Origin of the sequence: Desulfovibrio sp. ZJ200 (assembly GCF_011039095.1) — a bacterium.
Classification (GTDB): Bacteria; Desulfobacterota; Desulfovibrionia; order Desulfovibrionales; family Desulfovibrionaceae; genus Desulfovibrio.
In genome coordinates, this window is record NZ_JAAKEH010000064.1 from 1 (window position 1) to 12949 (window position 12949).

Genomic DNA, 12949 nt, shown 5'->3' on the forward strand with positions numbered 1-12949 from the left:
CTCAAGTCGGAAACAGGCAGATCGTGGATTTTAGCTTTGAGGTGGGCGCGATACTGGCTGTAGTGCTGGTCAACGTATTTCCCCTCACTGCGGCCCCATATGAGGTAGGCGTCCACGAGCTGTCCGACCGTTACCCTGTCACGGGCTGCGGGGTCTATGCCGGTATCGGCGATTTCGGCAATGAATTTTGCCCGTTCACGTTTGGCCAATGCGGGCCGGACACCCTCACTGTGTCTGCCGACCGTTTTCCAGTGCCCCTTGCCCTGAGCATCGGTATAGCAAAAACAGTAGATGCGATCCGGCTCTCCCGTCTTGGGGTTGCGTTTCTTGGAAGACAGGCGATAGAAAACGCCTTCAAACTTCGTTTTTATGTATTTTCGGGTAGTTACGTCGTCCATGAAAGCATGATAACGGCGAATCCCTCAAAAGGGAAGATGATTATCCGTCCATTATCCAAAACGGATTTCCGGGATAAAAATGATGAAGATAATTATTTGTTTTTATTAATAGTTTTTGGGTTATTCATAAAAACATGTGAGGGACTTTCAGCGTGAAATTTCTTTCTCAACCATGGAAAAGTAAACGGCATCCTTGCGCGGCGTGACGCGGATGAAGTTGCGCTTTTGCCCTTCGCGCGTTTTTTCAAGCATCCGGCGAAGGACGGCCTTTTTTTGCGCTTCCTGCCTGGCAGGTTGCAGCTTCGCGCGCGGAAAAACAAGAAGGATGCAGACCGCCACAAAAAGCGCAATAACGATCAGAATATATTCTTCAGTCATCGTCATGGGGCCACCAGGGCAGAAACGTGCAGAAAGGCGCCCGCGACAGAATGTTATGAAAGAGCGGTTTCCGGCGGGCGTTGCCGCCGTGCCGGGCGCAACAGGCCGAGCTTGTGCAGATGTATTTCCAGGCAGCCCACGGCTGCCGGAGTCACTCCGGAAATGCGCCCGGCCTGTCCCAGATTGAGCGGCCGCACCCGGCTGAGTTTTTCTTCCACTTCGCGGGAAAGTCCGGCCACAGTGGCATAATCCAAATCCGGGGGCAAGGCTGTTGCCTCCAGTGCCGCCGTGCGCGCGACAAGTTCGCGCTGCCGTTCAAGGTAACCCGCGTACTTGATGTCGGTCTGCACCCGCTCGCGCACCGCAGCGCTCACAGCGGCCAGCCCGGGAAGCAGCGCGGTCATACTCTCCAGATCCATGTCCGGGCGGCGCAGCAGTTCTTCCAGGGTGCGCCCGGCAGGGAGCGTATCCGTGAGCGGATTTTCTTTCTTATCGGTTGCAACGCGCGTTTGCGCAAGGCTTTGTTTCAGCGCGGCCACGGCTTTTTCTTTTTCCCGGAAGATCCGCCAATGTTCATCATCCACCAGTCCCAGACGGCGTCCCAAAGGCGTCAGGCGCGCGTCCGCATTGTCTTCGCGCAGCAGCAGACGATGCTCGGCGCGGGAGGTGAACATCCGGTAGGGCTCCAGAGTTCCCAGGGTCACCAGATCGTCCACCAGCACCGCCATGTACGCGGTTTCGCGGCCCGGCAGAAAAGGCGGCAGCTCCCGTTCCTGGCAGGAGATGTTCAGGGCGGCCCACAGGCCCTGGGCCGCGGCCTCCTCATAGCCGGAGGTGCCGTTGATCTGCCCTGCCAGCCAGAGGCCCGGCACGGCTTTGCTTTCCAGGGTGGGCAGCAGTTGAATGGGATTTATGTAGTCATATTCGATGGCGTAGCCCGGACGGACCATCACCGCCTGTTCCAGGCCGGGAATATGGCGGAGCATGGCCGCCTGCACATCCAGGGGCAGGCTTGTGGAAATGCCGTTGGCGTAGACTTCGGCGCTCTCAAGGCCCTCGGGCTCCAGAAAAACCTGATGCCGCTCGCGCTCGGGGAAGCGGGCCACCTTGTCTTCGATGGAAGGGCAATAGCGCGCGCCCGTGCCTTCAATGACACCGGTGAAGAGCGGCGAGCGGTCAAAGCCGTCCCGGATGATCCCGTGCACGCGCTCATTGGTCCAGGTAATGTGGCAGGACACCTGCCGGAGGCCGGGGCCGGGCCCGTGAAAACTGAAGGCGGGCGGAGGGGTGTCGCCCTGTTGCTCTTCCAGGCGGGAGAAATCAATGGAGTCGCGCAAAAGGCGCGGCGTTGTGCCGGTTTTCAGACGGCCCAGGCTGAAGCCCAGCTCGCGCAGGCATTCGGAAAGGCCCAGGGCCGGAGCGTCGCCCAGGCGGCCGCCGGGCAGGCTGGTCAGGCCGATGTGGATGCGCCCGTTGAGAAACGTGCCTGTGGTCAGCAGCACATGCCGCGCGGCAAAATGCAGCCCCTGGGCGGTTTCCACGCCGGTGACGCGGCCGTGCCCGGTACTGACCCGGGTGACGGTATCCTGCCAGACGCGCAGGCCGGGCGTGGAAAAGAGCGATTTTTTCAGCGCTCGCTGGTAGGCGTCCCGGTCGATTTGCGCGCGCGTGGCGCGCACGGCCGGGCCCTTGCTCATGTTCAGCGTGCGGAACTGAATGCCCGCGGCATCGGCCCAAAGCCCCATCATGCCGCCCAGGGCGTCGATTTCCCGCACCATGTGGCCCTTGGCCAGACCGCCGATGGCCGGGTTGCAGGAAAGGTGCCCCAGGCGATCCAGATTGCCGGTGATCAGCAGAACCTTGTGCCCCAGGCGGGCCAGAGCCATTGCCGCTTCGCAGCCGGCATGGCCGCCGCCCGCCACAATGCAGTCAACAGCGGCGTCAGGCATGGTCGCAACTCATGAGAATATGGGCGAAAACCTGCGCGTCTTTGAGCGTTGCGCTGACGGAACTGCGCTCGTTGGGCTGGTGGCAGGTATTTTCAATGCAGCTCCACACGGCCGCGGGCAGGCCATGTTGCCGCAGCAGCGCGGCCACGGTGCCCCCGCCGATGCCCATTGGCCGCGCGCGTACCCCGTACACGGCCTGCACCGCGCTTTCCAGAGCTTTGACCACCGGGCTGTCCGCGGGAGTGGCCGACGCCGGCTGGCAGCGCTCTTCCTCCACGGTAATGCTCACGGCATGCCGCCGCGCCACTTCCTCGGCCCGCGCCCGGGCCTGGGCCAGCACGTCTTGCGGATCGACGTCCGGCACAAGGCGGCAATCCACATAAAACACGTCGCTGCCCGGCACGATGTTCACCGCGGGCACATTGGGCTCGTGCTTGCTGGGCACAAAGGTGGAGCAGGGCGGGCTGAAAAGCGCATTGCCCTGCGGGAAGACCTCGTGCAGCGCGTGGCAGGCCAGCGCCATTTCAGCCCCGGCCAGAAAGGCGTTGCGGCCTTTGTGCGGCGTGGAGGCGTGGCATTGCACGCCGCTTACCCGCACTTTCAGCCAGAGCGTGCATTTTTCGGCTACCTCAATGGCGTCGGCCCGGCGCGATCCCGCGTCAGGCACGATAAAGAGATCCTCCGGGCTGAACAGCCCGGTCGCGTGCTCCAGCAGGTATTCCATGCCGTAGCGGTTGCCTGTCTCCTCGTCGGCCATAAAAACCAGACCCAGGGCAAGCCCGGGCGTGAGGCGCAGTCGTTGCAGCTCCCGGGCCAGCACAAGCATGCTGACCAGGGCCTGTTGGTTGTCTTCCACGCCGCGCCCGTAGAGCATGTCGCCCTCGCGTCTGACCTGCCAGGGGGCTGAGCGCCAGGCTGCCGGGTCGCCCGGAGGCACCACGTCTGTGTGGCCGAAAAGCCAGAGCGTGCGGGAACTCGCGCCGGGCAGACGGGCGGCCAGATTGGGCCGCAAACCGCCGGGCACGCGCGGATCGGGCGCGTCAAAGCGCAGAAGGTCGGTCACGCCGCAGTCTTCAAGCCAGTCGGCGATCAGGCGGGTTTTTTCCGACTCGCCCGGACCGCCGTTGTCCGGCCCCAGAGCCTTGCAGGCCGTGAGCGCGCTCTGCAGGGCAAAAACGCGCTCGCCCTGTTGCGCAAGGCCCTCCAGCAGCTTGTCCAGATCGTGATGCATTGCGCTTCCGCCGTGTCGTGAATATCAGAAAAGAGGCCGCTTGCGCAGCCTCTCCCAAAAATGTTTTCCAGCGATGGATTTTCGTTGCCGACAAGAAAGGCGAACATTTTGCGCCGGGAGTGGACTCTCTGGTCCATGACCGGAGCAAAATGAGAAGTCTGCCGCAGCCGGCGGCGAAAAGACGCGCTGGAACTAGCGGCCTTTGGCGGCGCGCTTGGACGCCTTCAACGGGTTCACCTTGGCTGCGGCGGCTGTCTGAGCCTTGACGTGGGTGGCGAAATTGCAACGGCCGCCGGCCCATTTGCGCGCAGGGCTCGGGTAGCTGGAACAGAATTCCTGCCCGTCGAATTCGCGCACGCGATCGCAGCCGCTGCACTGTTCCACCACCGGGGAAACAACAAAGCCGTTGACCACAACGCCTTCAGCGGTTTTGGCGGCATTTTCCAGAGGACTCATAACACAACCTCCATGCTCGAAGCGCGGAACCACGCTTATTGACTGATGATGCAAAGGGATGTCAGCGGGCACACGGCGCTGATCGGGATGGATAAATATAGTGTAATGCCGCAGGCTGTCAAGAGCGGGGTCAGGCTCTTGCCGGGTCCGGGCTGGCGGGCGCTTTTTCCGGCAGGCCGGCCGCGCGGCGCACGAAACGGCGCACAGCGCTCATTTCCCGGCAGAGGCCTTCATAATCGAAACGGGAATAGCGCCCGTCCTGATACAGTATTTCTCCGGCCACCATAGTCATGCGGACTTCCATGCCCGTGGCCGCGTAGACCACCTGCGAAGCGGCGTTGTACAGGGGCTGGAGATTGGGGGCGGCAAGATCCAGGGCAATGCAGTCCGCGGCCTGGCCTGCGGCCAGCGAGCCGAGGCGCGGATCGTGCATGGCCGCCGCGCCGCCCAGGGTGGCCATATCCAGCACGCTTGCCGCGGGAAGCAGTGTGGGATCGCCCCCGGCCAGTTTGTGCAGCAGGGCCGCGCGCGCCATTTCGCTGAACATGTTCAATTGGTTGTTGCTGGCAGGCCCGTCGGTGCCCAGACCCACGGCAAGGCCCCGCGCGAGCATTGCAGGCACCGGCGCAACGCCCGAGGCCAGCTTCATGTTGGACGAGGGGTTGTGCGCGATCACGGCGCCCCTGGCGGCCAGCAGATCCAGCTCCTCGGGCTCCACGTCAACCGCATGGGCCAGGGTGCAGGGCAGATCCAGCAGGCCCAGATCCCGGCAGAGCGCCACAGGCCGTTTGTTGTGGACCTTGAGGCAGATTTTGGTTTCCTCGCGGGTTTCCGAGAGATGGATATGCAGGGGCAGGCTGCATTCCGCGGCCAGGGCCCGGCAATCCCTGAGAATTTCCGGCGTGGTGGTGTAGACGCTGTGGGGGTTGACGGCCACGCGCAAACGCTCGTGGCCCGCGTACATTTCCGCCAGGGCGCGGGTGGCGGCCAGAGCCTCGGAAGGTCCGGCGCAGGCCGCCGAAGGGAAGGCGAAAACCGCCTCGCCGCCCAGGCAGCGCAGTCCGGCCGTGTGCGCGGCCTGAAAGACCGCCTCTTCAAAAAGATACATGTCCACGCAGGCCGTAGTGCCGGCGCGCAACATTTCGGCATAGCCCATCAGGCTGCCCAGGCGCACGATTTCCGGGGTCAGCCGCTGCTCCACGGGAAAAATGCGCCGTTTGAGCCAGTCCATGAGCGGCATGTCGTCGGCAAGGCCCCGCAGAAAGGTCATGGCCGCGTGGGTGTGGGCATTGACGAGGCCCGGCAGAACGAGCATGTTGCCCAAATCGAGCTCGCGTTCGGCTTCCCAGGCGGCAAGGATTTCGTCGCGAGGCCCCGCGGCGGCGACGTGGCCCTGATCAATGGCCAGGGAAGCGTTTTCCAGGATACGGCGCTGGGGGTCCTGGGTCAGAATAAGGGCGGCATGAACAAGCGTGTGACAGTGCGGCATGGGAAGCTCGTGGAATTTAGAGAAGCAAGAGCCGGAAGTTCTTGCCATAGCTCCAAGCCGGCCGGGAATCAAGCGCGGTTTTTTCGTGAGCACAGGCGCGGCCTGTTGCGCTGATCCCCCTGCCTGATCCGCCCTGCGCACAGCGTTTTTTTGCAGGGCCGCAAGCGCGCGAGCCGGTATTTCCTTTTTCGGAGGTCTGATGCATTGTTTGCTGCTGCACGGCATTGCGGGCAGTCCCTTTGAAATGCGACTGCCTGCCGAGGCGCTGGAGGCCGCGGGCTTTGCCGCGCATACCCCGGTGCTGCCGGGCCACGGCAGCACCGAAGAAGCCTATCTTGCCGCTGATTTCGCCCAGTGGCGCGCCTTTGCCCGCGCCGAGTACGTCCGCTTGCGCGCCCGGGCGCCCGTGCTGCTGGCGGGCTATTCCCTGGGCGGCATTCTGGCTCTGGATCTGGCTGTGGGCGCGGCGCGCGGGGAGCTGCCGCCGCCTGCCGGGATTCTGGCCCTGGCCACGCCCCTGTTTTTTCACAAGTGGCATCCCTTTTTTCTGGCGGATCGCCATCTTCTCTTTCTGCCGCTTCAGGCCCGGCTGCGTCCGGCGCTGCGTCTGCCCCCGCGCGATGCCGCCTCGCGCGCCGTGGCCCCCTGGCAGGGGCACGAGCGGATCTGCTCGCTGCGTCACTTTCTGGAAATCGAGCGCGCCCTGCCCGCCATTCGGGCCGGTCTGCCCCTGATCCGCGCGCCGCTCTGCATTGTGCAATTGCGCAGCGACAGGAGCTGCCATCCTTATAATGCCCTGTATCTGGCGCGGCACACCGGCTCGGCGCTTACGGAGCTGCACCTTTTGCGCGTGAACAGCCCCCGGGGCGGGCATTTGCCGACCACCCATCTGGAGAGCCGCGAGCGGGTGGCGGCGCTTGCGGCGGCCTTTGCCCGGGAAGTGGCGGCAGGCACAAAGGCTTGCAACTTTACGCGCCAGAGGATATAGAGTTACGTTGTCACTTTGAGTAACCCGGTCTTCGACGGAAGGCTGAGCGCTGCCGCTTCTGCCGGCAGGCTCCCCCGCGAGCCCTCATCCACACACCTTATGGAGGTGCGCCTTGTTTGAATCCATAGCTTTTGCCATGGGCACTCCCCAGGCCGGGGCAGCCCCGGCCAGCGGAACGGATATGCTGATGCAGTTCCTGCCGCTGATTTTGATGTTCGTTATTTTCTGGTTTTTGCTGATCCGCCCCCAACAGAAGCGCGCCAAGGCGCACAAGCAAATGCTCTCCGAGCTGAAACGCGGGGATCATGTGCTGACTTCCAGCGGTTTGATCGGTCGCATTCTTGAAATCGACAACGAAGAGGTCATGCTGGAATGCGGCGACGCCAAGTTGCGCATTTCCCGCGCGGCGATCGGCGGCCTGCTGCCGGGCAGGGGCGGCAAGGATCTCAAACCTGAAGAAAAGAAGTAAGCGCGGGCCCGGTCGCGCTCTTTCCCGGAGCAGCTTGCCGGCATGCGGCTTTGCTGCCGCGGCAGGCATCGGGAATTCGGCTCAAAGCCGCTCTTTTTTTGCCGCGTTCCGAGTCTGCCCGGTGTTTTTCTCTTGGCGGGATGTCCTGCAAGGCGTGGCCTGCCAATGCGCCGGTCAGCTTTGCAGGCCCTGCTTGCAGGGGCGCTTGCAGTGCCCGGGCTGGCGGAGCAAGAGCCGCAGGCAGCCCGCACGGTCGGGAAAATGACCTTACGGCGGTGGTGCGGCCCGTGCTTGCACGGCAAAGCGCGTTTTTACACGCCTGATCCGCAAGGGAGGGCTTTGGTCCTTTTCCAGGAAAGCCACAGCTTGTAACGATCGTAGACGGGCAGCGCCTGAAGGGGGCGGCCGGAATCACGCTCTGCGCGCCGTGGAGCGAAGCGTTTTGAAATTTGCTCTTTTTCAGGCCCGCGCGGCGCGCGGGCAAGTCCTTTGTTCGGAAGGTGTACGATGGGTCTGCGCTGGCGCTTGTCCATAGCCGTTTTGGTGTTTGTGTTGTGCCTTGTTTACGCCCTGCCGAGCCTGCCCGGCATCGGGCAGGCTTTGGAAGGCGTGCTGCCGTCCAGCAGGATCAATCTCGGTCTCGATCTGAAGGGCGGCATCCATCTCACGCTCGGTGTGGATGTGGCCAAAGCCGTGAGTAACTCTCTGGCCCTGGCCGGGCAGGATCTGCGCCGTCTGGCCCAGGATGAAAAGATCGTCGTGCTGCGCCCGCGCGTGGTGGGCGGCACGGCCCTGGAATTTGTTCTGCCGCGCGCTGAAAACGAGGCGAAACTCCAGGAAATCCTCAAACGCCACTTCCCCCAACTGGATGTGGGCACGCCGCAAAGGGGGGAGTCCGGGCAGTTGCGCTATGTGGCGCACTTTACCGAAGTCGAGGTGAACCGTCTGGAGAGCCTGGCCCTGGATCAGGCCCTGCGCACCATCCGCAATCGCATCGATCAGTTCGGCGTGGCGGAGCCTGACATCCGCAAGCAGGCCGGGAACCGCATTCAGGTGCAGTTGCCCGGCATTTCCGATCCGCGCCGCGCCGTGCAGATCATCGGCCAGACGGCCCATTTGGAATTTCATCTTGTGCGTGACGACGTAGACCCGGGCAAGGCCGTGCTGCCCACAGGCGTGATCGCCTTGCCTCTGCTTGAAAAAACGCCCGGCGGCACGCAGAAGGAAGAGCTGATCGCCCTGGAAAAGGACGCCATGCTCACGGGCGAGGACGTGGCCGACGCGAGGCCCGCCTTTGACAACATGAACAAGTCGTATGTGACGCTGAATTTCAATGCCCGGGGAGCGCGCATCTTTGAGCGCGTCACCACGGAAAACGTGGGGCGTCGCATGGCCATTGTGCTGGACGGCAAAGTCTACTCCGCACCGGTGATTCGTGAACGCATCGGCGGCGGTCGGGCCAGCATTTCCGGCAATTTCACCACTGCCGAGGCTCAGGATCTGGCCATTGTGCTGCGCGCAGGCTCGCTGCCCGCGCCGGTTTCCGTCCTTGAAGAGCGCAGCGTGGGCCCCTCCCTCGGGCAGGAATCCATTGACAGCGGCATTCGCGCGGCCCTGGTGGGCGCGGCGGCCGTGGTGCTCTTCATGGCCCTGTATTACGGGCTCAGCGGGCTGATCGCCGACCTGATGCTCTGCTTCACCATGCTGATGGTCATGGCAGGCATGGGAGCCTTCGGCGCTACCCTGACTCTGCCGGGCATTGCAGGCATAGTGCTGACCATCGGCATGGCCGTGGACGCCAACGTGCTGATTTACGAGCGCATCCGGGAGGAACTGCGCCACGGTCTCACGCCGCTGGCCGCGGTGCGGGCCGGTTTTGACCGCGCCGCCATTTCGATCACCGACTCCAATCTGACGACCATCATTGCCACGGTGATTTTATACCAGTTCGGCACCGGGCCCATCCGCGGCTTTGCGGTCACGCTCTCCCTGGGCATCATTGCTTCCATGTTTACGGCCATTTTTGTATCGCGGGCCATTTTTGAGGGATGGGCGCGCCATTGCGGCAAAAAAGGCCTGAGCATCTGACGCTGGTTTTAACCGGCGCGCGGCCCGCGGCCGGACCGGCTCCCTGCCGCGGGCAGCGTTGCGCCAGGCCGTTCCTGCGGCGGGCGACTTTGAGAACACATATATTTCCGGACGTCGGTTCGGGAGGCACGCATGGCTTTCGCATTCATCAAGCATGACACGCACATAGATTTCATCGGCAAACGGCATTGGGCCTATGCTCTCTCCACGGTGCTGTTGCTGGCCGGGCTGGCCTCGGCGTTCTGGGGCAACGGGCTCAAGATGGGCATTGACTTTGCCGGCGGCGTCATTGTGCAGGTGCAGTTCGACCAGCCCGTGGATGATCAGGCTCTGAAAAAGAGCCTGGATATTCCTGCCTTGCCCGGCATTGCCACCCAGCGCTTCGGCGAGGGCGGGCGCGACTACCTGCTGCGTTTTTCCAGCGTGGAAAACGCGGACGCCTCGGCCTTGCGCACCAATGTGATCAATACTCTGGCCGCGGCATTCCCGGATAATCCGGCTGAGATCCAGCGTTTGGAAGTGGTGGGGCCCAAAGTGGGCGATGATCTGACCAACAAGGCATTGGCCGCGCTGTACTACGCCACATTGCTGATCGCCGTGTATATTTCCGGGCGTTTTGAACAGCGCTGGATGGCCGGCGCGATCATGGCCGCGGCTCTCTGGGGCGGCATGTATGTGCTTGGTTTCACGGGCCTTGGCATGGGGTGGCTGGTGCTGCTGGCGCTGGCAATCACGCTGGTGGTCTGCTTTTTCCTCAGGCTCAATTTCGCCCTGGGCGCAGTGGTCGGGCTGCTGCACGACGTTTTCATCACCGCGGGCCTGCTTTCGATCCTGAATGTGGAAATTGATCTCAACGTCATGGCTGCCTTGCTCACCCTTGTGGGCTACTCGCTCAACGACACGATCATTGTTTACGACCGCTTGCGCGAGAATCTGCGCGCGGCTCCCGATCTGACTATGGCCGATCTGATCAACAAAAGCATCAATCAAACTCTGTCGCGCACCATTTTAACCAGCGGCACCACCTTTGTGGCCACGCTTTCGCTCTTTCTGCTCGGTGGCGGGGTTATCCACGATTTTGCATTGACCATGCTGATCGGCGTCTTCGTGGGCACTGCGTCCTCGATCTACGTTTCCTCGGCTATTTTGCTTGCCCTGGGAGACACCGAATTTTATGCCCGGGCTCAGGCAAAAGAAGCTTATGAACGTCCCGGGGAACATGGCGTCGTCTAGAGCGGTTTGCTGTTGAAAACGGCAACCGCTCTGGCGGCCGCGGGAGCGGACGCCCGCGCCGAATGAGCGTTCAGACAGCGTTCTGGACGTGAAATGATGGCGGCGGAGTGATTGAAAATGAATATTTTCAATTAAAAAATGCTCACCGGGAATCGAGCGTTGGTAACGTGTAACGCCTTTTTTTCGATGATAGCTCACCAAAGGCTTTGCCTGATGGCGACAAAGAACCTTGTGAATGACGCAACGGAGAGAGAAATCTCGTGGAGTCGCCTCAGCTCACTTTGAATCCTTCTGGCCCCAGAATGCCTTGTGCCTGATAGCGTTTCCACCATTTACGCAAAGTCGGGCGAGAGATTCCACAGCGCCGACAAACAAAACCGGCGTCTCCTGACTCTTCGTAAAGTTTTACCCATTGAAGGCGTTGTCGGACTTCTTTTTCCATCAAGGGAACGTATCGATAAATTGAAATGATATCTATGAATCACATATTTTAATTATTCATCATTCAAAACTAATTAAGATTCTTCGTTAATAACTTATCAAATTTTGTTTTTACCAAATGTAATATATCCGAATTGTTCAGCGCATCCCAGTCAAAGAACTGTAATTTTTCAAAATCATAGTCATCTTGGGCAAGAGATAGCCAAATGCCTTCGCAACTTACTAAAATAAGTCCTCGACAACTAAGACGTCTTGCATAGGATTTTGCTTGAAAAAAATCTTCTTTAAGTTGCTTTTCATTGGGAATCCTAAATTTAGCCTCACAGATGACAGCGCCTTTTTCGTCACCCCGTTTAGTATCAGGATGAATAACATAGTCCGGGTAGTAGCGGATTCCTCTCCCCATGCGAAGAGGCATCTGACAGAGCCAATCCTTTTCAGTGAGTCCAAGGAGTCTTAGAAACGGTTCTAAGAGGTGCTTTTCTACATCGCGTTCGCAGGACAAGGGGAGATTAATGTTAGACACCGATTGTGGGAGAGTGGGGAGCAAGGATGTGTCAAAGTGTTTTTGTCTTATAATGGAGAGCAGCGCTGAGTATTCTTCCCGTGAGCAAGGCCGTCCTGCCACGCCTTGCATGTTGGCTTTAACCAAACCTTTTTGCGACCAGACAGGGTCGGCTTTCAACTCGTCAAGTGAAACAGGTGGGATAACTGTGGGGTGGCCAATCCAAATTACGCCAGGATAGTATCTGAAAGGGTCATTATAACCTGGGGTAATAGCTCTCCATATACCACTTATGTGGCTATATGGGGCTAATTCATACATTAAGATGATATCCCCTCTTTTTGTTTCAATGTTTCCTTGCCAATAGTGGATAGAGTCAGTTGTAGTATGGAGTGACTCGTGATCTATGCTAGAGTTTGCGCCTACCAGATAGGATTTTAATGGACTTGGGATTTCATCAACTAGAGGCTTGGAGAGAAAATGCTGCGCAAAACTATAGAGAAACACACAAAGTTGCGGTGGAGATAATTGATAGTGGCAACGGAATTCATAAAATACTTTACATAATTTTATATAATATAAACACTTGTCTTCATATTTTGTTTTATTTGGTAGTTGCGGCAGGACGATTCCGAAAACATCACATATTTCTTGGAGGCGGAAAAAATGAACGGGGTAAAGGTAAGGAAAAGCAAATTGTTGAGATTCTGCATACAAAGTAATTGATAAATTTGGTATATTCTCAACAATATCACGAAATGTGATATTATCTTCTAGTAGAGTTTGGTGAAAAATATTTATTACATCTTCTGAAAATTCTTCAAAATTTTTATACACAACTGGGTTAATAGATTGAGTAAAATCAAACCACTCTTTTGCAAGAGGGATAATTAATAAATTATTAATAAACTTTTTTATAGTATTATTAGGGTCACCGGAAATAACATATTTGGGAAAATTTTCAAAAAAATGTAATGCCTCCTTCCCCTCTTCCGTCTTCAGATAGTTATCCAAGAGGAATTTTGTAAATTGCATAATTATTCTCTTAATAAGATGTCCGGCATATAATTTGCTTAGAGCATTTTGCTTTTAACTTTTTACATAGCCACAGGATTTAAACCATCCTTCAGCGTCTTTTTGTGTGATACAACTTAATGCTTTTCCAATGGATTTGTACAGTTCATCACATGTTTTTGCTTTCATACCCCGAAGTAATTGTTTCACTTTGCTCCACATCTTTTCAATGGGATTTAAATCCGGGCTGTATTCTGGAAGGAAAATATACTTGCAGCCTTTTTCCGTTATCAACTTTTGGGCTGTTTTT

The 12949-nt window shown here is 58.8% G+C and carries 12 protein-coding genes and 1 pseudogene; 5 read left to right on the top strand and 8 right to left on the bottom strand.

All coding sequences use genetic code 11. The features are described 5' to 3' along the window. The coding region (locus tag G7Y52_RS13260; RefSeq protein WP_206215309.1) for a hypothetical protein at positions 1 to 554 on the top strand (554 nt) is incomplete at its 5' end. On the opposite strand, the gene G7Y52_RS13265 is transcribed toward G7Y52_RS13260, so the two are convergent. The 5 genes from G7Y52_RS13265 to G7Y52_RS13285 all read right to left on the bottom strand — a co-directional run bounded on the left by G7Y52_RS13265 (position 546) and on the right by G7Y52_RS13285 (position 5901). After that, positions 546 to 782 carry a hypothetical protein gene (locus G7Y52_RS13265; protein WP_165072675.1) on the bottom strand — a complete coding sequence of 79 codons (237 nt, stop codon included), beginning with the start codon at positions 780 to 782 and terminating at the stop codon, positions 546 to 548. The genes G7Y52_RS13260 and G7Y52_RS13265 overlap by 9 nt on opposite strands. A gap of 47 nt (positions 783 to 829) precedes the next feature. Beyond that, positions 830 to 2725 (bottom strand): tRNA uridine-5-carboxymethylaminomethyl(34) synthesis enzyme MnmG, encoded by a 1896-nt coding sequence (mnmG, locus tag G7Y52_RS13270; protein ID WP_165072677.1) that lies wholly within the window; start codon positions 2723 to 2725, stop codon positions 830 to 832. Then, a complete protein-coding gene (locus tag G7Y52_RS13275; RefSeq protein WP_165072679.1) occupies positions 2718 to 3956 on the bottom strand; it encodes a M20 family metallo-hydrolase in 1239 nt (412 codons plus the stop codon). The genes mnmG and G7Y52_RS13275 overlap by 8 nt, the downstream gene beginning before the upstream one ends. A 192-nt stretch (positions 3957 to 4148) precedes the next feature. Continuing rightward, complete coding sequence (locus G7Y52_RS13280) at positions 4149 to 4412, bottom strand: PxxKW family cysteine-rich protein (protein WP_165072681.1); 264 nt, start codon at positions 4410 to 4412, stop codon at positions 4149 to 4151. 130 nt (positions 4413 to 4542) lie between these two features. Then, the gene (locus G7Y52_RS13285) at positions 4543 to 5901 is read right to left on the bottom strand and encodes an amidohydrolase (RefSeq protein ID WP_165072683.1); all 1359 of its coding nucleotides are present in this window, start codon (positions 5899 to 5901) and stop codon (positions 4543 to 4545) included. A gap of 199 nt (positions 5902 to 6100) precedes the next feature. On the opposite strand from G7Y52_RS13285, the gene G7Y52_RS13290 reads away from it, so the two are divergent. From G7Y52_RS13290 to secF, 4 genes are all read left to right on the top strand, one after another. Beyond that, positions 6101 to 6889: an alpha/beta fold hydrolase gene (locus tag G7Y52_RS13290; RefSeq protein ID WP_165072685.1), complete on the top strand. Its 789-nt coding sequence runs from the start codon at positions 6101 to 6103 to the stop codon at positions 6887 to 6889. A 112-nt stretch (positions 6890 to 7001) separates the two neighbouring features. After that, the gene (yajC, locus tag G7Y52_RS13295) at positions 7002 to 7358 is read left to right on the top strand and encodes a preprotein translocase subunit YajC (RefSeq protein ID WP_241159759.1); all 357 of its coding nucleotides are present in this window, start codon (positions 7002 to 7004) and stop codon (positions 7356 to 7358) included. A 507-nt stretch (positions 7359 to 7865) separates the two neighbouring features. Next, the gene (secD, locus tag G7Y52_RS13300) at positions 7866 to 9446 is read left to right on the top strand and encodes a protein translocase subunit SecD (protein WP_165072687.1); all 1581 of its coding nucleotides are present in this window, start codon (positions 7866 to 7868) and stop codon (positions 9444 to 9446) included. 132 nt (positions 9447 to 9578) lie between these two features. Then, positions 9579 to 10679, top strand: coding sequence for a protein translocase subunit SecF (gene secF, locus G7Y52_RS13305; protein ID WP_165072690.1), 1101 nt, complete (start codon positions 9579 to 9581; stop codon positions 10677 to 10679). 141 nt (positions 10680 to 10820) lie between these two features. Here secF and G7Y52_RS15405 read toward each other — a convergent pair. The 3 genes and pseudogenes from G7Y52_RS15405 to G7Y52_RS13320 all read right to left on the bottom strand — a co-directional run. Then, positions 10821 to 11121, bottom strand: a pseudogene (locus tag G7Y52_RS15405) (helix-turn-helix domain-containing protein); the annotation flags it as partial. A 69-nt stretch (positions 11122 to 11190) separates the two neighbouring features. Continuing rightward, positions 11191 to 12639, bottom strand: a complete 1449-nt coding sequence (locus G7Y52_RS13315; RefSeq protein WP_206215310.1) for a hypothetical protein — start codon at positions 12637 to 12639, stop codon at positions 11191 to 11193. A 75-nt stretch (positions 12640 to 12714) separates the two neighbouring features. Further along, on the bottom strand, positions 12715 to 12949 hold a 235-nt coding region (locus G7Y52_RS13320), incomplete at its 5' end, for a transposase (protein ID WP_206215311.1).

Coding starts and splice junctions, on each gene's coding strand:
- G7Y52_RS13265 (WP_165072675.1), bottom strand. CDS start 782: ATGACGATGACTGAAGAATATATTCTGATCGTTATTGCGCTTTTTGTG.
- mnmG (WP_165072677.1), bottom strand. CDS start 2,725: ATGCCTGACGCCGCTGTTGACTGCATTGTGGCGGGCGGCGGCCATGCC.
- G7Y52_RS13275 (WP_165072679.1), bottom strand. CDS start 3,956: ATGCATCACGATCTGGACAAGCTGCTGGAGGGCCTTGCGCAACAGGGC.
- G7Y52_RS13280 (WP_165072681.1), bottom strand. CDS start 4,412: ATGAGTCCTCTGGAAAATGCCGCCAAAACCGCTGAAGGCGTTGTGGTC.
- G7Y52_RS13285 (WP_165072683.1), bottom strand. CDS start 5,901: ATGCCGCACTGTCACACGCTTGTTCATGCCGCCCTTATTCTGACCCAG.
- G7Y52_RS13290 (WP_165072685.1), top strand. CDS start 6,101: ATGCATTGTTTGCTGCTGCACGGCATTGCGGGCAGTCCCTTTGAAATG.
- secD (WP_165072687.1), top strand. CDS start 7,866: ATGGGTCTGCGCTGGCGCTTGTCCATAGCCGTTTTGGTGTTTGTGTTG.
- secF (WP_165072690.1), top strand. CDS start 9,579: ATGGCTTTCGCATTCATCAAGCATGACACGCACATAGATTTCATCGGC.